This is a genomic window from Nitrosopumilus sp. b1 (genome assembly GCF_014078545.1).
Lineage (GTDB): Archaea > Thermoproteota > Nitrososphaeria > Nitrososphaerales > Nitrosopumilaceae > PXYB01.
In genome coordinates, this window is record NZ_MU078713.1 from 40891 (window position 1) to 62870 (window position 21980).

At 35.0% G+C, this 21980-nt stretch carries 28 protein-coding genes; 15 read left to right on the top strand and 13 right to left on the bottom strand.

Annotated elements, in window-relative coordinates; translation table 11 throughout:
* Window positions 1-3: 3 nt before the first annotated feature.
* Genes C6988_RS02820 through C6988_RS02845 form a run of 6 tightly spaced genes read left to right on the top strand, consistent with a single transcriptional unit; the run spans window position 4 to window position 4022 of the window.
* The gene (locus C6988_RS02820) at window positions 4-1026 is read left to right on the top strand and encodes a helix-turn-helix transcriptional regulator (protein ID WP_182133404.1); all 1023 of its coding nucleotides are present in this window, start codon (window positions 4-6) and stop codon (window positions 1024-1026) included.
* Entirely contained in the window at window positions 1023-2036 is a 1014-nt protein-coding gene (locus C6988_RS02825; RefSeq protein ID WP_182133406.1) for a hypothetical protein, read from the top strand. The genes C6988_RS02820 and C6988_RS02825 overlap by 4 nt, the downstream gene beginning before the upstream one ends.
* A 37-nt stretch (window positions 2037-2073) precedes the next feature.
* Complete coding sequence (locus tag C6988_RS02830) at window positions 2074-2268, top strand: hypothetical protein (RefSeq protein WP_182133408.1); 195 nt, start codon at window positions 2074-2076, stop codon at window positions 2266-2268.
* Between the two features lie 38 nt (window positions 2269-2306).
* Entirely contained in the window at window positions 2307-3020 is a 714-nt protein-coding gene (locus tag C6988_RS02835) for a 7-carboxy-7-deazaguanine synthase QueE (RefSeq protein ID WP_182133410.1), read from the top strand.
* A gap of 51 nt (window positions 3021-3071) precedes the next feature.
* Window positions 3072-3626 (top strand): GTP cyclohydrolase I FolE, encoded by a 555-nt coding sequence (folE, locus tag C6988_RS02840; RefSeq protein ID WP_182133478.1) that lies wholly within the window; start codon window positions 3072-3074, stop codon window positions 3624-3626.
* A gap of 42 nt (window positions 3627-3668) precedes the next feature.
* Window positions 3669-4022 (top strand): hypothetical protein, encoded by a 354-nt coding sequence (locus C6988_RS02845; RefSeq protein ID WP_182133412.1) that lies wholly within the window; start codon window positions 3669-3671, stop codon window positions 4020-4022.
* Here C6988_RS02845 and C6988_RS02850 read toward each other — a convergent pair.
* Genes C6988_RS02850 through C6988_RS02860 form a run of 3 tightly spaced genes read right to left on the bottom strand, consistent with a single transcriptional unit; the run spans window position 4019 to window position 6373 of the window.
* Window positions 4019-4690, bottom strand: coding sequence for a 7-cyano-7-deazaguanine synthase (locus C6988_RS02850; RefSeq protein ID WP_182133414.1), 672 nt, complete (start codon window positions 4688-4690; stop codon window positions 4019-4021). The genes C6988_RS02845 and C6988_RS02850 overlap by 4 nt on opposite strands.
* A gap of 9 nt (window positions 4691-4699) precedes the next feature.
* Window positions 4700-5614, bottom strand: a complete 915-nt coding sequence (locus tag C6988_RS02855; RefSeq protein WP_182133416.1) for a homoserine kinase — start codon at window positions 5612-5614, stop codon at window positions 4700-4702.
* Window positions 5615-6373, bottom strand: a complete 759-nt coding sequence (locus tag C6988_RS02860) for an ATP/GTP-binding protein (protein WP_182133418.1) — start codon at window positions 6371-6373, stop codon at window positions 5615-5617.
* Window positions 6374-6429: 56 nt separating this feature from the next.
* Between C6988_RS02860 and C6988_RS02865 the strand changes: the two genes are divergently transcribed.
* On the top strand, window positions 6430-7446 hold the full coding sequence (locus C6988_RS02865; protein WP_182133420.1) for a lysylphosphatidylglycerol synthase transmembrane domain-containing protein: 1017 nt from the start codon (window positions 6430-6432) through the stop codon (window positions 7444-7446).
* A gap of 35 nt (window positions 7447-7481) precedes the next feature.
* A complete protein-coding gene (locus tag C6988_RS02870) occupies window positions 7482-8279 on the top strand; it encodes an SDR family NAD(P)-dependent oxidoreductase (protein ID WP_182133423.1) in 798 nt (265 codons plus the stop codon).
* 1 nt (window position 8280) lies between these two features.
* Here C6988_RS02870 and C6988_RS02875 read toward each other — a convergent pair whose 3' ends face one another.
* The 4 genes from C6988_RS02875 to C6988_RS02890 form a co-directional block, all read right to left on the bottom strand.
* The gene (locus C6988_RS02875; RefSeq protein WP_182133425.1) at window positions 8281-8676 is read right to left on the bottom strand and encodes a hypothetical protein; all 396 of its coding nucleotides are present in this window, start codon (window positions 8674-8676) and stop codon (window positions 8281-8283) included.
* An 11-nt stretch (window positions 8677-8687) separates the two neighbouring features.
* Complete coding sequence (locus C6988_RS02880; RefSeq protein ID WP_182133427.1) at window positions 8688-8996, bottom strand: hypothetical protein; 309 nt, start codon at window positions 8994-8996, stop codon at window positions 8688-8690.
* 161 nt (window positions 8997-9157) lie between these two features.
* Complete coding sequence (locus C6988_RS02885; RefSeq protein WP_182133429.1) at window positions 9158-10390, bottom strand: glycosyltransferase; 1233 nt, start codon at window positions 10388-10390, stop codon at window positions 9158-9160.
* A gap of 31 nt (window positions 10391-10421) precedes the next feature.
* The gene (locus C6988_RS02890; RefSeq protein WP_182133431.1) at window positions 10422-11540 is read right to left on the bottom strand and encodes a thiamine biosynthesis protein; all 1119 of its coding nucleotides are present in this window, start codon (window positions 11538-11540) and stop codon (window positions 10422-10424) included.
* An 86-nt stretch (window positions 11541-11626) separates the two neighbouring features.
* Here C6988_RS02890 and C6988_RS02895 point away from each other — a divergent pair, with 86 nt between their 5' ends.
* The 3 genes from C6988_RS02895 to C6988_RS02905 are packed head-to-tail and all read left to right on the top strand — an operon-like array spanning window position 11627 to window position 14201.
* Window positions 11627-12346, top strand: a complete 720-nt coding sequence (locus C6988_RS02895) for a phosphoadenylyl-sulfate reductase (protein WP_182133433.1) — start codon at window positions 11627-11629, stop codon at window positions 12344-12346.
* Window positions 12347-12350: 4 nt separating this feature from the next.
* Window positions 12351-13496, top strand: a complete 1146-nt coding sequence (gene sat, locus C6988_RS02900; protein WP_182133435.1) for a sulfate adenylyltransferase — start codon at window positions 12351-12353, stop codon at window positions 13494-13496.
* 30 nt (window positions 13497-13526) lie between these two features.
* Window positions 13527-14201 carry a hypothetical protein gene (locus C6988_RS02905; RefSeq protein ID WP_182133437.1) on the top strand — a complete coding sequence of 225 codons (675 nt, stop codon included), beginning with the start codon at window positions 13527-13529 and terminating at the stop codon, window positions 14199-14201.
* Here the strand turns inward: C6988_RS02905 and nth are convergent.
* The 3 genes from nth to C6988_RS02920 are packed head-to-tail and all read right to left on the bottom strand — an operon-like array spanning window position 14182 to window position 16294.
* On the bottom strand, window positions 14182-14847 hold the full coding sequence (gene nth / locus C6988_RS02910; RefSeq protein ID WP_255464180.1) for an endonuclease III domain-containing protein: 666 nt from the start codon (window positions 14845-14847) through the stop codon (window positions 14182-14184). The two genes, C6988_RS02905 and nth, sit on opposite strands and share 20 nt — an antisense overlap.
* Complete coding sequence (locus C6988_RS02915) at window positions 14844-15521, bottom strand: uracil-DNA glycosylase (protein WP_182133440.1); 678 nt, start codon at window positions 15519-15521, stop codon at window positions 14844-14846. Before C6988_RS02915 ends, nth begins: the two co-directional genes overlap by 4 nt.
* Window positions 15518-16294 (bottom strand): hypothetical protein, encoded by a 777-nt coding sequence (locus C6988_RS02920; protein WP_182133442.1) that lies wholly within the window; start codon window positions 16292-16294, stop codon window positions 15518-15520. The genes C6988_RS02915 and C6988_RS02920 overlap by 4 nt, the downstream gene beginning before the upstream one ends.
* Window positions 16295-16372: 78 nt before the next feature.
* Here C6988_RS02920 and C6988_RS02925 point away from each other — a divergent pair, with 78 nt between their 5' ends.
* From C6988_RS02925 to C6988_RS02940, 4 genes are all read left to right on the top strand, one after another.
* Complete coding sequence (locus C6988_RS02925) at window positions 16373-16552, top strand: hypothetical protein (RefSeq protein ID WP_182133444.1); 180 nt, start codon at window positions 16373-16375, stop codon at window positions 16550-16552.
* Between the two features lie 81 nt (window positions 16553-16633).
* The gene (locus tag C6988_RS02930; protein ID WP_182133446.1) at window positions 16634-17362 is read left to right on the top strand and encodes a hypothetical protein; all 729 of its coding nucleotides are present in this window, start codon (window positions 16634-16636) and stop codon (window positions 17360-17362) included.
* 103 nt (window positions 17363-17465) lie between these two features.
* Window positions 17466-18620, top strand: a complete 1155-nt coding sequence (locus C6988_RS02935) for an aconitase X (RefSeq protein ID WP_182133449.1) — start codon at window positions 17466-17468, stop codon at window positions 18618-18620.
* Window positions 18617-18991 carry an aconitase X swivel domain-containing protein gene (locus tag C6988_RS02940; protein ID WP_182133451.1) on the top strand — a complete coding sequence of 125 codons (375 nt, stop codon included), beginning with the start codon at window positions 18617-18619 and terminating at the stop codon, window positions 18989-18991. Before C6988_RS02935 ends, C6988_RS02940 begins: the two co-directional genes overlap by 4 nt.
* Here C6988_RS02940 and C6988_RS02945 read toward each other — a convergent pair whose 3' ends face one another.
* From C6988_RS02945 to rqcH, 3 genes are read right to left on the bottom strand one after another with little or no spacing between them, the layout of a single operon-like run.
* Complete coding sequence (locus C6988_RS02945; RefSeq protein ID WP_182133453.1) at window positions 18992-19597, bottom strand: TIGR00296 family protein; 606 nt, start codon at window positions 19595-19597, stop codon at window positions 18992-18994.
* A complete protein-coding gene (locus C6988_RS02950) occupies window positions 19581-20060 on the bottom strand; it encodes a Mut7-C RNAse domain-containing protein (RefSeq protein ID WP_182133455.1) in 480 nt (159 codons plus the stop codon). The genes C6988_RS02945 and C6988_RS02950 overlap by 17 nt, the downstream gene beginning before the upstream one ends.
* Entirely contained in the window at window positions 20053-21969 is a 1917-nt protein-coding gene (gene rqcH, locus C6988_RS02955; protein WP_182133457.1) for a ribosome rescue protein RqcH, read from the bottom strand. Before rqcH ends, C6988_RS02950 begins: the two co-directional genes overlap by 8 nt.
* Window positions 21970-21980 lie beyond the last annotated feature (11 nt).

The following is a 21980-nucleotide window of genomic DNA, read 5'->3' on the forward strand; positions in this document are numbered from 1 at the left end:
ATGATGAAGCAAAAACTAGAACCTATTCACAGGCAAGAGCCTACCCTAGAAGATGGAATGCTTTTTGTAAGGACTGAGGGTATCCTCCAAACGATGGTTAGAGCGCCAATTATCCTGGCTGGATTGATTATCGTAGCAGTTATGATGCCTCTTCAGTACTCATTCTCTTCTACTAGAGCCCTTGATGTTACAGTTTATCCTGACGGTTCAACCCATGTGATGTCAGTAATTGAGGTAGATCCCTTAGAGCCAGACTATACTGTAAAACTATATGGAAAAACTATTGATAATTTTGTAGCCCAAAGCGAGGATGGGGATTTCTTACTAAGCAGTGTTAATGAAAATACGGCCACTGTGGAGACTTTTGGAATTTCAACAATTTTAGTTAATTATGATATTCATGATCTTGTATCTAAAGAAGGACGAATCTGGACTTTCTCAATTGAGGCACCTTCTAATTTTGGAGTTCTAATGCCAAAGAACTCAGTTATAGTCGGAATGAGCGGAATTCCAATTAGTCTTGAAACAATTGATGAACAATCAAAAATTACACTTCCGTCTGGACAAAACCAGATTGACTATATCTTTAGTTCTCCAGTAACTAATCCACCAGTTACTCCACCCCAATCTCAAAGCTCATCCTTTGATAGTACTCTAGTGATAATCGGCGCAGGAATTGCGGCTGCAGGTATTGGTGGTGCAGTTGCTATTCAAAAGACAAAGAAGAGAGCACCAAAGGTTGAAAAAACCACTACAACAACTAGTGTATCTGACAAGCCACTTGACGCTGAAACAATTTTCCAATTAAGACCAGATCTTAGAGAAGACGATAAAGAAATCGTCACTTTCCTCTTTGAGAATGGAGGACAGGCACTTGAAAGTGAGTTACGTAAAAAATTCCTACAACCAAGAACTACTATGTGGCGTGCAGTTAAAAGACTGGAACGATATGGTGTTATTGATATAGAGAAGAAGGATTTACAAAACCTAGTTAAACTCAAGTCAAAATTGGAGGAAGAACAATGAATAAACTAACATCATATGCCCTATTGGTCCTTGTTGCAAGCATCACTTTTGCAGGTGTATCTCCAAATGCAGAAGCTCAGGATGATCCACGCGCTCTACTGAAATTAGTAATCCAGGCAGAAAACCAAATTAAACGACAGATTTCCTCAATGGATACAGTATCTGATGATATTCAAAAATTACTTCGTCAAGGTTCTATTGAAGCAGATGCACTGGAAGAATCAATCAAAAAACAGGATGTGGATTCAGCTAGAAAACACTTCCAAGAAGCAATGAGAATCTTCAAACAAATTAGCCACATGCTATCTGACAGACCTTCTGTTGCCCAAACAGATTCCTCTGTTGACTCTATAAAAGCTCGAGAACTAAAAGGAAATCTAGAAAGAATCATTCAATATGTTAACAGTCTCAAGAATATTGCTAATAGAGAAAAGGTCGACATTAACTTTTCAGAAATTAACAGTCTGATTGATTCTGCAAAATCCCAGATAATTGATGGTAACTATGATCAAGCATATGATACTCTTGAGAAGCTAAAATCCTTAAGCTCTGATGCAAATCAATCTATGCGTGATTATGCATCACAAAAGGCATCTGATAGAGCAAGAGATTACGCCAATGATTATCTAGAAAAATTAGACAGACTCATAGAACAAGCAAAGAATCTTGGTCAACCCGATGAAGTAATCAAAGAATTAGAGGATGCAAGAGAAGACCTCTCAAATGCTTCATCAACCACTGAAATTGTAGAGAAAATTCGCAAAATAATCTCCATAAAAAAGCAATTTGAATTAACAAAATCTGATAGAATTGAATCCAGAGTTTCTCAAATAGAAAAAATCCTTGATAGGTTGTCAGGAATCGATGGTATTGATACTGATTCAATTAATTCAGCAAAAAAAATGGTTGATGAAATAAAGGCAATGTTAACTGATGGAGAATTTGAGTCAGCACAAGAACTTTTACGTGTTCTAACAGATAATGTAAAAGAATTACAAAAATCATCTTAACACAAACTTCATATAATTTTCATATTGTCCTGTCATCATGGCATCAAAGCAAATCACTGTTGGGGTTGGAATTCCTATGATAGTGGTGGGTTTTTTGATGGCCTTGTTATGGGCTCCTTTTGAAGGTGAAATGCAAAATACTGTAGAATTTGTTGGTAGTCTTATTGGAATTCTTGGAGTAGTATTTTTCATCTCTGGACTCTTCTATGCAAAAGAACCAGTCTTGCAATAGAACTCATTGAATAAATAATCAACCCGATTATCTTTTCCATGAAAGTACGAATCTTTGAAATCTTCACTTCAGTTGAGGGCGAAGGTATCCTTTATGGAACAAAGACTATGTTTGTTAGACTGGCCGGATGTCCATTCACTTGCTTTTACTGCGATACCAAAGAATCACTTCCAATGGATTCGGGAGTAGAATATTCTATTTCTGATGCATGCAAGATGATTGATGAGCAACTAGAAGATCATACTTACAAGGTAAATTTCACAGGTGGAGATCCGTTGGTACAACATGAAGCAGTTGCAGAACTTGCAAAGCATATCCAAACAAAACATATTCCCACATATTTGGAATCATCGTGTTTTGATGCAAAAAAGTTTCAACATGTTTTACCATACATGGATTTCATAAAAATTGAATTTAAAACCAAAGAATCAGATTTTGTCGATTCTAAACATTATCCAACTCTCTTAGATAATGCATTTGAGTGTCTTAGAACAGCTGTTAATTCAAAAAAGAAGACATACATCAAAATTGTAGTTAGCTCAAAAACCACAAAAGAAACAATATCAGAACTATCAAAGCGAATTTTCTCTACAATTTCAAAATATGATATCTCTGGATTTATCATTCAACCTACCTATGGAATTTCCGAACCAACCTTAGAACAGCTTTTAGCATTTTATGATGTAGTGGTACCTTACTATGATGAAGTAAGAGTTGTTCCTCAATTGCATAAAATTATTGGGGCACCATGACAACATTTGGGAATCCTTCAAATAGTAGATGAATCGTCTGAAAATATCGAAATGGATGAAGAACGAGTTCACAAACTAGTAAGAGAGCTTATCATAGAACTAGGAGAAGATCCCACAAGAGAGGGATTACGTGAGACTCCTAGAAGAATTGCAAACATGTACAAAGAAATCTTTTCAGGATATGACTCTGATTCAGAATTATCTGTACAATTTTCTGAGGACTCTGACGTAGTTGTTGCAAAAGATATCCAGTTTTACTCTATGTGTGAACACCACATGTTACCATTTTTTGGTAAAGTTCACATTGCATATTCTCCAAATGGACGAGTATTTGGAATTTCAAAGCTGGTTAGATTAGTGGAGAAGTTCTCAAAGAGACTCCAAATTCAAGAACGCCTTACAAAAAATATTGCAGATGAACTACATGCACAGGGTGTAAAAGGAGTAGTTGTAGTTGCCGAAGCCGAGCACCTATGCATGAAGATGAGAGGAGTCAAAAATGACGCAAGAATGACAACTAGTGCATTCAGAGGAATTTACGAAAACAAGGATGAGCGGGAATCCGTCGTTGCCATGATCAGAAAGCGTTCTTCTGAACAATTTTAGATCTGATTAAACATTAAATACCGAGTTATTAAGACGAGGTTTGTGGGCGTACACAATAACATTCACATTCCAAAAGAATCTTGGCCACACTGGATTTGGTATGCTATTGAATTTGCAATCGTTTTAGCAATCTCAATGTTAGTTGCAAGAGAAATTACTGATCCTAGGCTGGGTGACATTGCAGCTCTTGTGGGTCAAAGTGCGGCCCTAGAGTCTTGGGAAGGAATAACAGTTCACTCTAAAGATTTTGTTAATCTTGCACCAGAAATAAGAGGCCAGGTTGAATCAATGGCTAATTGGATATTTTATTCAATAGTAGCTGGAATTTTTCTTGGATGGTATATTGTCATTAGGGGATTTATTCTCAAAAAGAAAATTCTTGATAACAAATACTAGAGATATCTTGTCTGGTCTGTAACTCCAGCTGTAGAAAACGCAACTTTTCTGTTGTTACATGATTCACATTTTCCACAATGAAACTTTTTACTCTCATAACAGCTCCATGTTTTAAAAATATCTAAACCAAGATTTTTCTGACCAATTTTTATTAAATCACTTTTTGATAGTCCTGCTCTGTATGGAGACCAAATTTCTAGTGGTTTTCGAATCTTCTTCTTAATCCCATCTATTTCGCCCTCATTAAAAGCAGATTCAATTTTTTTAGCAAAAGAGGGCCTACAATCAGGATAATTGGTATCTCCTTTATGTGCACCGTATGCTACAATGGATGCTCCTAGAGTATATGCCCATGCAGAAGAAATTGATAAGAAAACTGCATTTCTAATTGGCACGACAATAGAATATTCAAATTTTTGAGGTATCTTTCTTTTTGAATCTGTTAGAACATTTGTTTTACCATAAAGATCCCTCATAAATCCAATATTGACTATTTTATGCTCCTTAAAACCAAGAGATTTTGAAAATTTTTTTGCAATTTTAATCTCTTGATCTGCACGCTGTCCATAAGAAAACGTAATCCCATACAATTGAAAATTTGGTTTTAGATGAACAGCAGTACACACTGAATCAATTCCGCCACTAAAAATCACAACAGCTTTTTTCATTTCAAATAACTATCGAGTTTTAGGACCCATACTTGGTTTGCATACTACTGTCTTACATTCAAGTTTGGCTGTTCTAAAACCTCTTTCCATAGCAGCACTGATTTTTTTAACATTATTTGATTTGGATGTAAAAGCAATCACTGATGGCCCTGCTCCGCTGATTGTTACGCCATATGCGCCAGCATCAAGTGCTAATTTTTTTACCTTTGAAAATCCTGGAATCATATGTTGCCTTGCAGGCTCTACAATTACATCCCGAATAGAAGTTCCAATTAATTTTGAATCTTTCAAAAGAAATCCGGAAACTATGGCAGATGCATTTGATAGATTTATGATAGAATCTTTTAGGTCAACCTTTTTTGGAATAACACTTCTTGAAACTTTGGTTTTTTTTGCAGGAACATCCAGTTTAGGAATTGCAACACAACAAACTAGATCTTTTGGAGGGTTTATTCTTATGACATTTAGCGGACTAGTCCTCACAATCACAAATCCACCAAGAACCGATGCTGCAACATTATCATAATGAATTGAACCTGCGCTTGCTTTTTCACCCATACCGGCATACTCCACCAAGGCATTACCGTCTAATTTTAGATTGAATAATTTATCAAAAGCGATTGCAGTTGCAGCAGCTGATGCTGCACTGCTGCCCATCCCAAAACCTGCAGGTACGCCCTTTTTGATTTTAATCTCCAATCCTCCTTTGGTTCTAAATTTTTTCATCATGTATTTGGCAACTAATCCTGCAGTGTTGTTCTCCACATTCAAAGGAATAGAGTCTGAGCTGACAATTTTAATTCCATTCTTTATTTTTGTTAGAGTGATCTCATCATAAAATGCATCAAGTGCCAAGCCAAATACATCAAATCCTGGCCCAAGATTTGCAGTTGATGATGATGCCTTTACTGATACTCTGTCCAATTAATCTTCAATCTCCTCTCCAAGATTTATCATTCTACTTAACGAGCTTTCTAAATTAACCATTCCTTCTCCAGTTACATTTGATATTGGGATTAGACCTTGAGCAAAACCTCCCAAATTCAAACCTCGTAAAATATTTGACGCAAGAGTATACGTTTCGCCATCTGTTTCAGATGCAATGGCATTTTCTAATGAACTCAAATTTGACGTCCACTTTAGAATATCTTTTAACTTTTCACCAATCAAATCAACTTTTGTCAATGCATTAACTGTTGGAAGTCCCAATCGTAATCTTATCGATGTTGACAAAAGAGCAATTGAAACAAAATTAATTGGTGTAGTGACCAATGCTCCATCATACAAGAATACTGAGATCTTCTCATCCTCTGTAAGATTTTGAACAAGAAATGGACCACTCGAGCGGTATGCAAATAACTCAATTTGTCCCGGTGTATCAACAATCAAGTAATCAGGATTAACATTATCGATTTCTAGCTTGATATCATCAATCTTTGATGCTATCAAATCATTTGCCATAATCATTGCGCCATTTGGTCCTAGATCATATTTTTTCATAATTGAAACGATATCTACATGATCTCTCACATCAATATCACAACTATATGGTAGACTTGCGACACCTGGATCTAAATTAAGCACTGCAGCAAATGCTCCATTTTTTGTATAGTATTCGTTAATTTTAGATGTAAGCAGGGATTTTCCAGAACCAGCTGTGCCTGCAATAAAAATTGACTTCAATCCTTCGCGATATTGTCTATTATTCGCTTATATTTGAATCCATAAAAATTCCATTAATGAATTGGAGAATAATTGCAATCCCTGCAAGTATGATTCCAATAATCATAATTGCCATCCAGTTTGATATCCAACTTGATGATATCTTTTCCATAGGTATTGTGCCCTTTGTTGGAGCAGTAGCAGCAATTTTTATCAAACTTGGACTACAAGGAATAAAGTTTAGCTATATTACGCGAAATTATCTTGGAAAGATTGACTCCATCTGGAAGATGACTGGAGTCAGAGTTGGAAGCGAATTTATCAAATTTACAACCCCCATGTTTGTTGGTGCAGAATTTGTAGTCATCTATTGGTTACACAAAAAAGGAGTTTCACCATCAAAGGCTTCATGGATTGCTATTATGGATATTGTAACCGAAGTATTAGCTGGAGGAATTTTATCAATCATGGCAGGAGTTATTGCGTTAATTCATGGGGCTTATGTTGTAGCAACAATTGTTTTGATTACTAGTATCTTTGTAACAACATTATGGCTAGTTTTGTTCTTTCTTTCATCAAAAAAGACCTTCCAAGTACCGCAATCTCTTTCCAATCTTGTCATAAGATTTGGTAAAGAAAAAGGAGCAAAATACATCCAACAATCAAACATGTGGATGGAAGAAGTATGTACAATGAGTAGAAAAAACCTCAGAACAAAAGAATCAAAGAAAGTTTTTGTTAACGGACTTTTACTATCATTACTTTCCTGGATTTTCTATGGAATCTCATTTATGATTATAGCCCATGGTACTGGATTTTTCATTAACGTATTTGATTCTGTAATGGCTGTAATGGCTGCAAATGCAATCGGAAACTTACCAATAACAGTTGGGGGTTCAGGATTGGCTGAATTTGGAATTGTCGCATATCTAAACAACTTGGATCCGTTTAATTTTGAAATTTCAGAAAATAGCATAGAGTGGAATGCAGTGATTGGATGGCGTATTGCAACTTATTATGTTCCAATAGCGGTAACGTGGATCCTTTTAGTAAAGCTGGCACTTAGTAAATATACAAAACCTGAAATAAAATAGAAAGCACTTTATTTTTGGAAATTTGAATTAAAAAAATGAATTTTACAAACAAAACTGTTCTCATTACTGGTGCGTCAAGTGGAATTGGTGAAGCATCTGCCATAGAATTTTCAAAAAAAGGTGCATCCGTTATACTGGTTTCAAGAGATAAAGCAAAATTAGAACTAGTCTCAAAAAAGCTTGAGCAGTTCAAGAATAAAGTATTGGTATATCCATGTGATGTTTCAGTAAAGTCTAAAGTCGAATCAATGTCCAAGTGTGTTCTAGAAAAATTTGACCATATCGATACACTTGTAAACAATGCAGGATTTGCAGTCTATGGCTCTGTTTCTGATTTATCTATTGAAGAAATAGAATCTCAAATGCAAACAAATTATTTTGGCATGGTTTATTGCATCAAAAATTTTCTTCCTTCAATGATTAAACAAAGATCTGGACACATTGTCAATGTAGCATCTGTTGCAGCAAGCTTTGGTCTTCCAGGAATAGCATCATACTGTGCATCAAAATTTGCAATGCTTGGATTCTCAGAGGGATTAAAACATGAGCTAAAGAATACTGGTGTTGGAGTTACCGTTGTTAGCCCAATCATGGTTAGAACAAATTTCTTTGACCATCCGTCATTTGAAACAATGCCAAAGTATTCTCCTACTTCGCTTTCTGCAAAAACTGTAGCAAAGGCAGTTGTAAAGGCTTCATCATCCTCACGACTGGAGATTATCGTACCCTCTGTTGTACGCGCAGCAGTATGGGCAAAACATACTATTCCCTACGCAATTAATCCTATAATTGGTTCAGCATTTAAGAAACAATTAGATTCAATGAAAAAATGAGTTACTCTTCTGAATCATCGGATGATTCTGGAGAACCAACGTCTAATAGCTCAAGACTGTTGAGATTAAACTGATAGATTGCATTCATCTCAATCTCTTTTTCTTTCTGCAAAAATTCTACCACTTTTTTACTAAGTGGTGCCTTTAGCATGTCAAATTTGAATTCATAAACAACTCCCTTCTCCAAGTCTGAAGTCTTTAGCTTTTTTGGTAGATCCATTGTTACAATATGTCTGCCATCTTCAACTGGATCATACAGCTGAGTATCCATCTTGCCATCTTTATCATAAATCTCTAAAATGTATCCTGTTCTTGTTTGTGGAGATGGTTTTTCAAATTTTGCATTCTGAATCTCATCAGTGACCCACTTTGGAATGTCTTCCTTCTTTTTTACCATATTAGATCACACTAAAGACGCTGTTTTTCTTTTTTACTTTTTTGCCACCACTCTTGATAGTCATACTGTCTATCTGCTTTGGTGTACTCTTTCTGGTTTAGTCTAGCTCTGATATCTCCAACCTGCTCTCGTGTTGCATAAAGACCACATTTTGGACACACAAAGTGTTTAGTTCTTGTATCCATCTTCATAGGAAATTCTATTGTTTCAAATAATTTGTTTAATTCATCTCTGTTTCTTTCTTCTTCGAGAGTGTCATCTTCATATTTTTGCTGGATCTTTTTTTTCTCCCGTGCTGTACATTCTGGACAATTTACCAATGTTGACTTGACCTAATGTTTTCCATAAAAGCGTTCCCAAATTCTTCGATCAATGTTGAATAAAACAGCATCTGGTACGCGGATTATATCTTCATCCCTTGCGGTCAGTTCGCCCATCGAAATACCGCGTACCAGATAACATTGATAATTCTAAAATGGTATTATTTCTTCTTTTCAAGAAATTCTGAAACTATCGATGCGGTGTTTTTTGCACCATTTCCATCAAAGTTTTGTGAAAATTCGGCAAGATTTTCTTCATACGACAAATAATCTGATTTTATTTTTTTAATTGCGGAAATTACTTGTTTGGCACTCTTTGCTAAAACTCCTAACTTCTTCTCTTGTGCCCAAGCAAGTTGGTTTGTGTGCTCATCATAAATTGGCATTCCGATAATTGGTTTTGATTTTTCTCCCAAGATCTCACCCATAACTGTGTGAGAGCCGTTAATCACAGCATACCTGCATTGCTCCAAGACGGAGTCTTTTTCTTGCTCTGAAAGAAAACCAATATCAATTTGAATCCAATCTATCTTTTTTTCTAATGCTTCTGTAATTGCATACTTTTTTCCGTCTTTTCCCAAGACTGAATCAATTGAAGGATCATTTGTTGCATGAGAAATTATTCTACACTCAGTTCTCATCTCATCATCAGAAAAGACCTGATTATATCTTTGACCCGTGCCTTCATTAGTTGATTTATTTCCCGTTCTCATCCAATAGCCAAATTCTTTATGAGCAATTAATTTTTCAAGATCACTTTTTGGTGTTGACTCTAAATTTTTTTGTGCGGTAAAATTTCCAACATAGATCACTTTTTCTTTGACTTTTTCAGGGAAATTCAGATTATACTCGCACATTGTATATGGGGGAGGCGAATCTGCAACAAGAATCTTAGTAGCCTTTGCAATCTGTTTTGCAACAAAAACTAGTGATGGATAAAAATAAAATCTTGATTTCCATAATCTTGGCATAAATTGATTTGTGACAAATAGACTGGGGATATTTCTGTTATATGCTAGAACATTAGAGCCCATGTCTCCATCATTAATTACTAGATCAAACTTTTCTGTATCGTATAACCGACGTTCTTCCTTTAGATAGCTTGAAATCTGTTTGATTAGGGGAGGATTTTTTGAAATTGGCAGTGCTACATTTAACATAGATAGAGAAAGACTTGGACCCATCTTTCCATCAATGGGAGTTGGCATCAAAATCTCATGAATCTGTTCTCTTTTATCAGGAAATTTTTCTACTAGCTTTTCATAGATTGGTGATTTTGTAGAAAAGTGAATCTGATAGTCATCAACAAAATCTGGTAAGACTTTGTTTAGTCTCATCATCCTCGAATAATGACCGTTACCCCATGGATAGATGAATTCGCCTATCTTCTTCATATGCTAAAAACAAATCAAGCCGTTTAAATTTTCAATGCTCTAAACCAAGCGAATCAAGAATATCATGAATGTTATTTGCGCCTAGTTTGATAGAGATCTTCTGTTTTGATTTTATCGCATCCTGTACTATTTTTTGTACATTGATTTTTTTCTCTTGGAGTTTGACTTTTTGAAGCCTTTGAATATTTGATAGAAACTTGGTAATTCCTATTTGTCTTGCAGTTTTGAGAATATCTTCATCAAGACCGCTTAGAGGAGTAATCGGTATGATGGAATTTTTAAACACTTTTTGTAGTAACTCATCTGAGAATTTTACTGGAAAGATTAAGGGAGTAATTGGTAGAGAAACATGTGTAATCTTTTTTGTTTTAGAGATCTCAATTGCTATTTGTGTAATAACATCTACCAAATGAAAATAATTTTCAAGATTGGTTGGAAGAGGTAAAAACTCTAGCTCTATCTTTGGTTGTAAAGTGAATGGTAAAATTTGATTTAGAATCTTTATTAGATTTTGAAGATCTGATTCATCTCTATAACAAATGATTAATTTTCCTGTAAATCCTTCTTTGATTGTTTCAATTACATTTAATGCAGATAATTCATCATATATGCAACAAAGGACCTGTGCATTGTGAAAATCATTAGGAATTCCATTAAGACCTTGATCAACAAAAATGCATGTATATGCATTTGATTTTGTCAGGTATGTATACAATAACTTATCATGCTTAGTTTCTGTTCCAGGTTTTATTCCAAGATTTGATGTGCTCTCAATAATTTTACCTGTAGATGCAATCTCGACATCCTTTGGCAGATATCCTTTGGAATTTCCTTCAACCTTTACTAAAAACTTCTCTCCTTTGAGAATCAAATTTTTCCCAATTTTATTTATCTGAGAAATAACTAAATCAAATTTATTCTCAATCTTGTTTGCTATAGCTACTTGTTTAATCCCAAATAATGTATTGATGGTTGAGGAAGCAATTACTGGATCATCAACCTTTACTACTATTACATCATCATCGACTGTAATACTCTCAAATTTTAGATTACGAATTTTTAGAATTTTTTTAATATTTGATATCAGTGTCTTTGTTTTATTTTTTCCAAATATCGATGGAAATACTATAACAAATATCTCATTTTCCATTTTTCTTTTTTATTTCCAGTTGTTTATAATTCAGGATCGTAAATTACCTCGTAATCATTATAAAACAAACCAAGTGATAATAAATTGTGACTAAATTTACTCAAAAAGAGCTTGATGAGCTAAACTCTACAATTAATTCTGCTCAGGATGCTCTAAAATGGGCTTCTGATAATTTGCACCCAAGAATTGCAAAGGCATCTAGCTTTGGAGCAGAAGATGCTGCAATCACTGATATGATGATAAAAGTTAATCCGGAATTTCGATTCTTTACACTAGATACAGGAAGATTACCACAGGCAACATATGACATAATGGATGATGTCAGAAAAAAGTATGGCATAAAGTTTGAAGTTTTATTTCCTGATACAATAGAAGTGCAACAGATGGTTCGTGAAAAAGGAATGAATCTATTTTATGATTCTGTAGAGAATAGAAAATTATGCTGTGAAATTAGAAAGGTGCATCCAACAAATAAGATGCTTCAAACACTTGATGGATGGATAACTGGATTGCGAAGAGATCAGACATCAAACAGAAATGAAGCAAAGATGTTTGAGATTGATACTCAACACGATGATATACTAAAAATTAATCCAATAATTAACTGGACTTGGGATCAAGTCTGGGATTACATTAAAGAAAATAATGTACCATACAACAAATTACTAGACAAGGGATATCCGAGTATTGGATGTGAGCCTTGTACCAGAGCTATCAAGGATGGCGAAGATTTAAGAGCTGGAAGATGGTGGTGGGAAAATGAAGGCCACAAAGAATGTGGTTTACATATAGATTACAAAAAATAGAAAAATGACTCAGGAAATTTCTGGAATAAAGCCCCACGGTGGGAAGCTCATAAACCGTGAGACAAACAAAGATCCTACTGGATTATTCTCTATTACTATCAGTGAAGATCTTGCAAACGATGTGGAAAATATTGCAGACGGAATTTTTAGTCCTCTGGAGGGATTTTTGGGTCAAGATGACTTTGAAAATGTTATCACAAAGGGAAGACTAACAAATGATCTAGCTTGGACTATACCAACAGTACTAGATGTTGATGATTCCACTGCAAAAAAAATGAAGGATGCAGGTGATGTCTTGCTAAAGAATCCGGATGGAACTGGCGTTGCAATACTACATGTAGAAGAGACTTTTTCCTATGACAAAGAAAAGACATCACAAGGTGTCTATGGTACAAATGACTCCAAGCATCCGGGTGTTGCAAAAACAAACTCTATGAATGATATCCTTGTAGGTGGAAAGATAGATTTTATCAAAAGACCTACGGAATCAGAAATTAGAAAATACAGAATGACTCCAAAGCAGACTAGAGAGGCATTTGCAGCTGCTGGCTGGAAGACAATAGTTGCGTTTCAAACTAGAAACCCGCCACATGTTGCTCATGAGATGCTCCAAAAGACTTCCATTACAACTAGAGATGGAGTATTTGTTAACCCACTAATTGGAAAGAAAAAGTCTGGTGACTTTGTTGATGAAGTTATCGTAAAATGTTATGAAACCATGATTGCAAATTACTATCCACAAAATAGATGCAAGCTAGCTACACTACATACAGAAATGAAGTATGCTGGTCCAAAGGAAGCAATACATCATGCAATAATGCGACAAAACTATGGCTGTACTCATATCATAATAGGTCGAGATCATGCAGGAGTTGGCAATTATTATGATCCCTTTGCAGCCCAAAAAATCTTTAGTGACTATCCGGAACTTGAGATTGCACCCGTGTTCTTTCCTGCTTTCTTTTATTGCAAAAAATGTCTTACCTTTACAAATCAGAAAGCATGCCCACATGATGATTCCTCCAAAGAACAAATCAGTGGAACAAAACTACGTGAGATGATACAAAACGGTCAGGCACCAAATGAATTTATTCTAAGACCTGAAGTTTCTAAAGTAATTCTCAACTATGACAAACCATTTGTTGACTAGATATTTATTCGCGCAGAATCAAAGTTTAACGTGAAGCAAGTAATAGTTATTCTAGTTATAGCACTTTTTGTTGTTACACCAGCATTTGCTCAAGAACAAAAGAACCCTTCACTAAAAATTAATCTAATTGAAATTCCTGCAGAGGAATTTAATCGTGTTGCACGAGATACACAAATTGTTGAGCTTGAAGACACTCATGCAATAAGCTGGCAAGTAACCATTGATAACAATCTACTTTATGCAAATCCAAATGGAAATGGCGTGTTGCGATTCTATGATGAACAAAATACTGAAAAATTTATTGAGATTGGAATGGGCAGTCCCACTGAACACAAATTTTGGGTTGCAGTACAACTACCTGAAGATGAAGGATACGTAGTTGTACATAACAAGTTAGAGCGTGGATGGTTTCCATCTGCAAAGACTATCGTATCATATACTGACAGGGCAGGCATGACCGTTAACAATGGAGAGAGAATTGAGGTCAGTAATCTCGATATTGGAGTATTTGCAATAAAGTCATACTCTGTATTTGGAATGGAAAACTCTGCAGATCCTCCTGCAATAAACTCTGGAAACATGATAGTGGAATTTCTATCAGGTGATCCTTCACAGAATGTATTTGCATTGTTTCCATTTTATGTGACTGCAGCTGTTGGGCTTTTGGCAGGAATACTGTTTCTAACTAAGCGGCGCTCTTCTTAGTTTTGTAATAATTACAGCTTCTCTTTATCTTGCAAACATTACACATTGGTGATATTGGCTTGCAAATGTTTTGTCCATACATTACAAAGGTATCATTAATTTCTAGCCAAAACTTTTTTGGGATCTTTTCCATTAATTCCATCTCTGTTTCTTCGGGAGTTTTTGTTTTTACCAATCCCAATCTGTTTGAAATTCTATGTACATGAATGTCAACTGGAATGGCTGGCTTTTCAAATGCGTAAACTAGTACACAGTTTGCAGTCTTTCTACCAACACCTGGTAGTTCGACAAGCTCATCTAGTATGTCAGGAACTTTGCCTTTGTATTTTGAATTGATTATTGATGCAACTTCAATGATTCGTTTAGCTTTCACATGATAGAATCCAATTGGTTTGACTATCTTTTCTACATCTTTGAGTTTTGCATTTGCTAGTGCCTTTGCATCTTTGTATCTCTTGAATAACTCTTTTACAACTTTGGTTGTACTTTCATCTTTAGTTCGTGCAGAAAGAATCGTTCCAATTAGTATGCTAAAGGGACCCCCAGTCTCTGCTTCGTGTAATTCTCTTAATGCTGTCATACGTGGTGGCTTGACCGAATTCATTGTATCCATCATGCCCGTAATGATTTTCTTTGTGTCTATCATTTGTTGATCAACTTTTGTGCCTTGGCAAATATTTCATTCCATTTTTTCCATACTAGTCTACCTGTTTGGGTATTCTGCCTACTAGGATGATATGAACAAATGATCTTGTATTTTTCATGTAAAATTACATTTCCATGAGAGAATTTTTGTCCTTTAATTTTTAGAAGCTTACAGCATGTATCAAAGGCAATCTTTCCTAGGCATACAATTACATTGGTTTTCTCCAGAATTTCTAATTCTTGTTCTAGGTATGCAAAGCAATTTTCAAACTCGTCTCTTGAGGGTTTGTTATCAGGTGGTGCACAACGAACGGCAGCTGTAATGTATGCATTTTTTAGAAAAAAACCATCATCAAGTCTCTGACTAGTTGGTGTTGATGCAAATTTGTTCTCATATAGTACTCTTGCAACCCAATCGCCTGAGCTATCACCTGTAAACATTCTTCCCGTTCTGTTTCCCCCGTGTGCAGCAGGAGCCAACCCTATGATTATAATTTGTGCATTAATGTCTCCAAATCCTGCAAGTGGCTTGCCCCAGTATTTTTCATCAGAGTATCGCTTTACTTTCTTTCTTGCAACATCTTTAATGTAAGAATTTAATCTCGGACATTTTTTACACTTGATGATCTTTGAATTTAATTGTTGTAATTTCTCTAATCTAATTTCTTTTTTCATAATTTAAAAAATCTTTTTTGTTTTGTAAATAAAATTATTAAAATCATTGATGGAATTAATAGCAAGAAGGGCAATTCAAACTCTGGCAATGATTTATCTGGAGAATAAATCTCTCCCCACAAGCTTGGACTGGGAATTTCATTTCTTTCTACATTGATTCCTTCTGGCCATGTCACTGTTTGATCAGTATGTGCGTCATATACTCCAAGATAAAACCCATAGATGTTTGATCTACCTATAACCTCAATGGGAATTCTAAACTCGTATGTTGCATGTGGTATGTTGGTATACCGATCATTTTCATCTGACACACTGCCATACCCAATGTAATCATCATGGGAATCAATCTGTTTGAAATGATTAGTCAATACAAGAGGGGATCCGCCCTGTAGTGTTGGAGAATTTTTTCCACCAAGAGCTGATACAAAACAATAATCATTCTCATTTGGAATTTCTGTCTTGTCGTTTTCTGTATCAAAACATAACACTGCTTTGTCTAAACCTTTGTCTATGTGAATGTCACCGATAACATCAGCTAAGATGTAAATGTAATCACCTTGATGAGCAGAGCGTAACTTTATTGGAATATTTCCACCATACTCTGTTAGTGTTGATTTCTTCCATTCATTCCAAACAGTCCACTTGCCATCAAACTGAAGCTTGTCCATCTCACTTGATATTGTAATTGGAATCGGCTCATATGCAAAAGAATTGTTAATTGAAACAATAGATGTCAAAATTAATAATGCAATTAGGAAACCTTGTAACTTCATTATCCAAAAATTACTATTCCCTTTCATAAATAATATTGTCTTATCAACAAATATTATCCTCCGTTTGTATCGTACCATATGAAAAAAGTCATTGTAATAGCAGCCGTTGTAGTTTTAGCTATTGGAATCGGATTTTCATTTTCAATGGAAAACCCTCAAGTTGTCCCTGAAATATCAGAAAATATTGTAACCCCGGCTGAACCCCTCACAGAGCATAAAATTTCCCTAAGTGAATCCATGGATATGTCTGGCCCATAGCCTTTGGGTTGCCAAATTGGACCATCTTATTCGTAAAAATTTCCATAATTACTAATAACTGGATTCATCATTCACAGTATAATGAAAGAACAACACAAGACTATAGCTGTCTTAGGTGCAATTGTTGCACTATCAGGTGTTTTGGCAGGAAATATGGCATTAGGCTTTTTTGATAATGATTCTAGTTCTGCAAATTCCTTGGCAACAAGCGGTCTTATGACCGGACATGTAACTATGACAGTTTATGACGCAGATGGTAATATCAAAGCATACCAGCAATCTGATAACATAATTGTTAATCAGGGTGAGAACTGTGCTGTAAAGACATTGTTTGGTAATGTTACTGGTGCAACAGGTGTTATATGTGGTGATGATGTTACAGATGGTCCAGGACACTTTAATGTCATTGCAATTGGTAACCAAACCGTTGGTACTGATACTGCAGCTGATGGAAACCTAAAACTTGTCAACGAACACAACCAAACCAATAGTGGATTTACAAGAGTTAGAGACACAACTCCAGCATATACCGCAGCATCTGGCTCAACTGCAGCTAAAGTAATACTGTCAAATGCATTTACTCTAGCATCTGATGGAAGTGCTGGTTCATCAAGAACCGTCTCTGAATCAGGTCTGTTTAATGCAACAATCGGTGCATCAATGCAAGCAACTCACAATGCTGATGCAATGTTTGCAAGACAAACCTTTTCACCAATCACTGTTAATGCAGGTGAAACACTAACTGTTGAATGGACAGTTAATGTCGGTGGAGCAGGAACACTAGGCAGCGAACCAACATCTAGTCAATAGATTCTCTGAATCTATCACACCTTTTTCTTCTTTTTGATATTCTAAAAACTTATTCGTGTTAATTACAGTACAAGTATTATACTTCAATAATTCCAATAAGATTATGGAATTAACGCGAGATGAAGAGGCTGCATTAAAGGGCGAATATGGAGAAACTCTTGCATTAGCATATAGAATTCTTGTTGCAACAGGTGAGGCTACAAATTCTGAAAAACTCATTCCAATTGAATGGGCTCACCTTTCTGGTGTAAATTATAATACAATCGGAGATGCTGGGGAAGAATTTCTATCTACTCTAAGTAAAGATGCACGTGTTAAAGTCAAAACAACTCTGAATCCTATGGGATATGACATTGATAGCGTTTCAAGATATGATCTAGATGAAAACTTTATTTCAAAACAAGAAAGCATAAGAAAATCATATGAAAGAATGGGAGTGACTCCTTCGTTTTCATGCATTCCTTATGATATCTTTGATTTACCAGGTAAGGGAACCCAAGTCTCCTTTGCAGAAAGTAACGCAGCAATTTATGCAAACTCTGTTGGAGGACTAAAAACCAACAAAGAGAGCGCATTTAGTGCTCTAGCAAGCGCAATAACAGGAAAGAGTCCTTATTCTTCTCTACGAAAAGATGATACTCCAAACATTACCATCAAAATGAAAGTTGAGAATCCTAACGAGATGATGTATGGGATGTTAGGGTACTTTGCCGGAAAGGTCGGTGAGACATCTGTGGCAATCTCAGGAGTAAAAGAAGTGGATCATAGGAGCTGTAAGTCACTTTGTGGTGGAATGGGCACATCCGGTACATGTGGAAAATTTGTATTTGGTGAGGGAGAAAAAGACTCTGAAAAGATTGATTTTGATAAAAAAGAAGCACAAACAGTCTTTGATGAGCTAAACACCACAGAAAAAGGCGACATTGTCACACTTGGAAGCCCTCAATTAGGATTAGATGAGCTACATGATCTATCATTAATGCTAAAAGGAAAATCATTTACAAAACGATGTATGATTTTTTGTCCTCGTTCCGTTCAGGAACAGGCAAGAAAAATTGGATACACAAATGAAATTGAACGTGCAGGATGTGATATCCTATCTGATTGTTGTACTTGTCTGACTCCTCTAATTAACAAAGACTCAGTAGATGGTGTTACAACTAATAGCATTAAAGGAGCATATTACTTGAAAAATTCTACTGGCGTTGATGTCAATCTTAAATCGTTATCAGATATTGTAAAAGAAGAAACTAAATGATGTCAAAAGTTATTGTAAAGGGAAAGACCCAGGGAAAAATTCTAAAGTCAAATAACCCAATAAATTTTCTTGGGGCAGTAGACAAAAAATCTGGAATAATCAAAGACAACACATATGATATCTACAATAAATCAATCAAAGGTACAATCTTTGTCTTCCCTCATGGAATTGGAAGTAGTGTTGGAGCATACACAATTTATTCCTTAAAGTCAAACAACTCAGCTCCACTTGCAATGATCTGTACAAAGGCAGATCTTACAGTTGCATCAGGATGCGCTCTTGCAAACATTCCTCTGATTATTGTTGATCAAAAAGAATTTGATTCATTAGAAAACGATTCTGAAATTACAATTGATACTAATGAATACTAGCTAAAGTTTTCTAACTACTTTTCCATTTGGACTTTCTTCTGCAAATACTATTCCCTGGAATTTTTCAATTGTAACATCCTTTGATAACCACGAATTTTTTTCAAGACCAGCTTTTTGGCATGTGTGTTCCAAAAATTCTTCTTCATTCCAACCATACTCAATTGGAACCTGGGGTAATAGCAAACCAGAAGAAAATGAACTTTTGATAATTAATCCATCTTTTCCAATATTGATCTTTGATGGATACTCTTTAGGATTGTTAACAGAAATTTTTTCGGGTTCACTTAGAATGGTAACTTCAAAATTTATTTCTGTTAATTCCTCTTTAGTCAATGGCGGAAACCTAGGATCCTTTGTTGCAGCAGCAACTGCAGAATCCTCCAGTGTAGTATAGAGTTCTTTATCTGAGATAGGATATCCAATACATCCCCGCAAATCATTTTGTTTCATTAGTGTGACAAAAATTCCTGAAATGAAAGAAAATTTCTTTTTAAAACTATCATCAAACTCAAATGATTCATTATTCAAATAATGAGTAACAATCTTCCTTGATGCTTTAACAATTAATTCACCATCATCATCTGTCAAGTCAGTGTATCTTTTCATTTAACATCTTAGTGTATTGTACTAGCTTTTCTATATGCGTTCCTTTCCAGTATATCTTGTCACATTTTTTGCATATCCAAAATTCTTCTTCACTCTTAACTCCAATGGGAATTTTTTTTAAGATATCTTCTCTTTTGATCGATGCAATTTTTTCATTACACAATGAACATCTTATTTTATCAAAATCAATTGAAAATTTTTTAATCGAATAATACTTTGCAATATGAATTATTTGTTCTACTTCTATTAATGATTCAAGTACTGTGCTTTGAATTTTTTCTTTTGTTGCCTTACTTGAAAGAGCCCTATCACGTGTTAGAATTACTCTGCCTTCTTGTTTAGCAAGGAGAATTATTTCTTTATCATCAATATTTGGAAAATATTTTGCATCGTAACCAAAAAATCTAAGTTTTCTTGCAATATTTCCTAACATTGCATCTACAACAAACTTTTGTCTATTCATCTAGGTTTATCTTTGATTCTACTATGTTACTCTTCCCAGCAGGAAGTACTCTAACAAAATCATCAAGATTGATTGTTTTTGTAATTTCTTCTCTCATTTTCAAAAACTCTATCTTGATTTTTTTTGCAGTATCAACCAATTCAGAACCGGATGGCTCTATTACGACATAACCAATGCTGTTCTTTTTTATTGGTTCTGGAGGACCACATGACAAAATAATATCATCATCATGTTGAATTAATCCTACTGCAAGTCTCATGGTTGATACCCTAACAAAATTTCTTTGTCCATCAATTGTGAAAGAACCTTTTGGAAGAAATTGTCCACTTGGCGCTGCTTTTTTTACTTGTTCTGGATTTACCCAGTATGCACTTAGACCATACATGGCTTCTCTCCATGCCCTACTAAAACAAACAGTAGCATGAGCAATTTCATTCAAGCTTGCAGATGGTGCACCTTTCCCATTTTTTAGAATAAAGAACGGGGAGCCAAAAATATCTGCATGAAAAACAAGATCGTTTTTTTCCAAATGTTTCCTTATAATAGATGAATTTGATGATGAATCCCTACCACCAATTGCCAACAAACCATCTGAAGTGTAAAACCATCTGTATCTCTCAAACCAATTCTTTTTCTTAACTTCAGAGTATGAAACATTGTTAGCTGCATTCTCTGCCTTTTTAGCAAGCTTTGCAATTCGTTTTTCGGTCTGCTTTTTTAATTGCTCAATTGATTCTATGGCATTTGACTGTCGCTTTGATTCATTAAATAACGATGATGCTATGGCAGGTAATGATGATTTAATGTTGAATTCAATTTTTGCATCTTGAATTTTCAATTTTGAAATTCCTTTCTCTTTGATTATAATCACATTGACTTTACTTAGCATATCTTTTACTCTATGATCATCTAAAGAAATAATTCCAGATGAATTCATCTGTTGTAAATACTTGGCAACTTTTGCAATCTCACTTGATTTTTCTTTGACAACAGAGATAGCTTTATCTTGTTCTTCTAATTTGTGTTCTAATTCAGTGATTTCTTTGTCGATTCCAGTAGATTGAATTGTTTTTCCTTTCTCTAGGATATTTTCCGTGAACGTCTTATCCAATCCTTCCATAAACGTAGGTACAGCAGTTACATTGGACGAATTTGTTTCAATTTTAATTGGTAAGACATCCATCTTTTCATTGTTAATAATGATTGGATCATGATTTCCTTCAGTTACATCTCTTACAAGAGTGGTTATTGTGTCAAAAAGTGTTTTGATTTGTTCCTCTTGAAGCTCTGCTCCTTTCAGATTTGTATCAATGTTTGATCTTCTAAATATTTCATCAACATATTTTGTAGGTAGTCCTAAACTTCTTCCAACCCATTTAGCGCAGCTAATATCTGCGGATCTTAATTCCAACAGGTCATTAATGTTAATTTTAAAAATATTTAGGCCATTTTGCGGTGGTGCAACATATTGCATTCCAACTTTAAGTGTTCTATGACGAACATCAATTGAATGCAGTAATGCTAGAATTTTCATTTCATTATTGCATAAAATTACATTCCCATCAGAAAAAAATTCTCCAATAATTATAAACTCTTTATCAAACCCTGCAAAAGTAAGATAGACAATTCTTTCGGCTCCAATCTGTTCAATCTTGGTTAGTTTCAATCTCAAAAGATCGCTTCGTAATCTTTTTAGCAGTCTATTTTGTTCAATTGGTTCTATCTTTACAGAGCTTTGCCAAAAACCAAATGTAGATAGCATCAACATTACATCTTGTTTCTCTGGATGATGAAATTTGAATAGCAAACTGTCTTTTGTGACACTGTAAATGTTGCTAACATAGTAATCCTTTGTAAGATTAGAAATTTGATTTACTAGATACCTGATCTCAATTCCTGCTAATGCCATATTCAAATACC

Coding starts and splice junctions, on each gene's coding strand:
- C6988_RS02950 (WP_182133455.1), bottom strand. CDS start 20,060: ATGAATAGACAAAAGTTTGTTGTAGATGCAATGTTAGGAAATATTGCA.
- C6988_RS02890 (WP_182133431.1), bottom strand. CDS start 11,540: ATGGAAAATGAGATATTTGTTATAGTATTTCCATCGATATTTGGAAAA.
- C6988_RS02870 (WP_182133423.1), top strand. CDS start 7,482: ATGAATTTTACAAACAAAACTGTTCTCATTACTGGTGCGTCAAGTGGA.
- C6988_RS02915 (WP_182133440.1), bottom strand. CDS start 15,521: ATGAAAAAAGAAATTAGATTAGAGAAATTACAACAATTAAATTCAAAG.
- sat (WP_182133435.1), top strand. CDS start 12,351: ATGACTCAGGAAATTTCTGGAATAAAGCCCCACGGTGGGAAGCTCATA.
- C6988_RS02835 (WP_182133410.1), top strand. CDS start 2,307: ATGAAAGTACGAATCTTTGAAATCTTCACTTCAGTTGAGGGCGAAGGT.
- C6988_RS02850 (WP_182133414.1), bottom strand. CDS start 4,690: ATGAAAAAAGCTGTTGTGATTTTTAGTGGCGGAATTGATTCAGTGTGT.
- C6988_RS02875 (WP_182133425.1), bottom strand. CDS start 8,676: ATGGTAAAAAAGAAGGAAGACATTCCAAAGTGGGTCACTGATGAGATT.
- C6988_RS02925 (WP_182133444.1), top strand. CDS start 16,373: ATGAAAAAAGTCATTGTAATAGCAGCCGTTGTAGTTTTAGCTATTGGA.
- C6988_RS02820 (WP_182133404.1), top strand. CDS start 4: ATGAAGCAAAAACTAGAACCTATTCACAGGCAAGAGCCTACCCTAGAA.
- C6988_RS02945 (WP_182133453.1), bottom strand. CDS start 19,597: ATGAAAAGATACACTGACTTGACAGATGATGATGGTGAATTAATTGTT.
- nth (WP_255464180.1), bottom strand. CDS start 14,847: ATGATAGACACAAAGAAAATCATTACGGGCATGATGGATACAATGAAT.
- C6988_RS02920 (WP_182133442.1), bottom strand. CDS start 16,294: ATGAAGTTACAAGGTTTCCTAATTGCATTATTAATTTTGACATCTATT.
- C6988_RS02865 (WP_182133420.1), top strand. CDS start 6,430: ATGAATTGGAGAATAATTGCAATCCCTGCAAGTATGATTCCAATAATC.
- C6988_RS02885 (WP_182133429.1), bottom strand. CDS start 10,390: ATGAAGAAGATAGGCGAATTCATCTATCCATGGGGTAACGGTCATTAT.
- C6988_RS02930 (WP_182133446.1), top strand. CDS start 16,634: ATGAAAGAACAACACAAGACTATAGCTGTCTTAGGTGCAATTGTTGCA.
- C6988_RS02940 (WP_182133451.1), top strand. CDS start 18,617: ATGATGTCAAAAGTTATTGTAAAGGGAAAGACCCAGGGAAAAATTCTA.
- C6988_RS02830 (WP_182133408.1), top strand. CDS start 2,074: ATGGCATCAAAGCAAATCACTGTTGGGGTTGGAATTCCTATGATAGTG.
- rqcH (WP_182133457.1), bottom strand. CDS start 21,969: ATGGCATTAGCAGGAATTGAGATCAGGTATCTAGTAAATCAAATTTCT.
- folE (WP_182133478.1), top strand. CDS start 3,072: ATGGATGAAGAACGAGTTCACAAACTAGTAAGAGAGCTTATCATAGAA.
- C6988_RS02825 (WP_182133406.1), top strand. CDS start 1,023: ATGAATAAACTAACATCATATGCCCTATTGGTCCTTGTTGCAAGCATC.
- C6988_RS02935 (WP_182133449.1), top strand. CDS start 17,466: ATGGAATTAACGCGAGATGAAGAGGCTGCATTAAAGGGCGAATATGGA.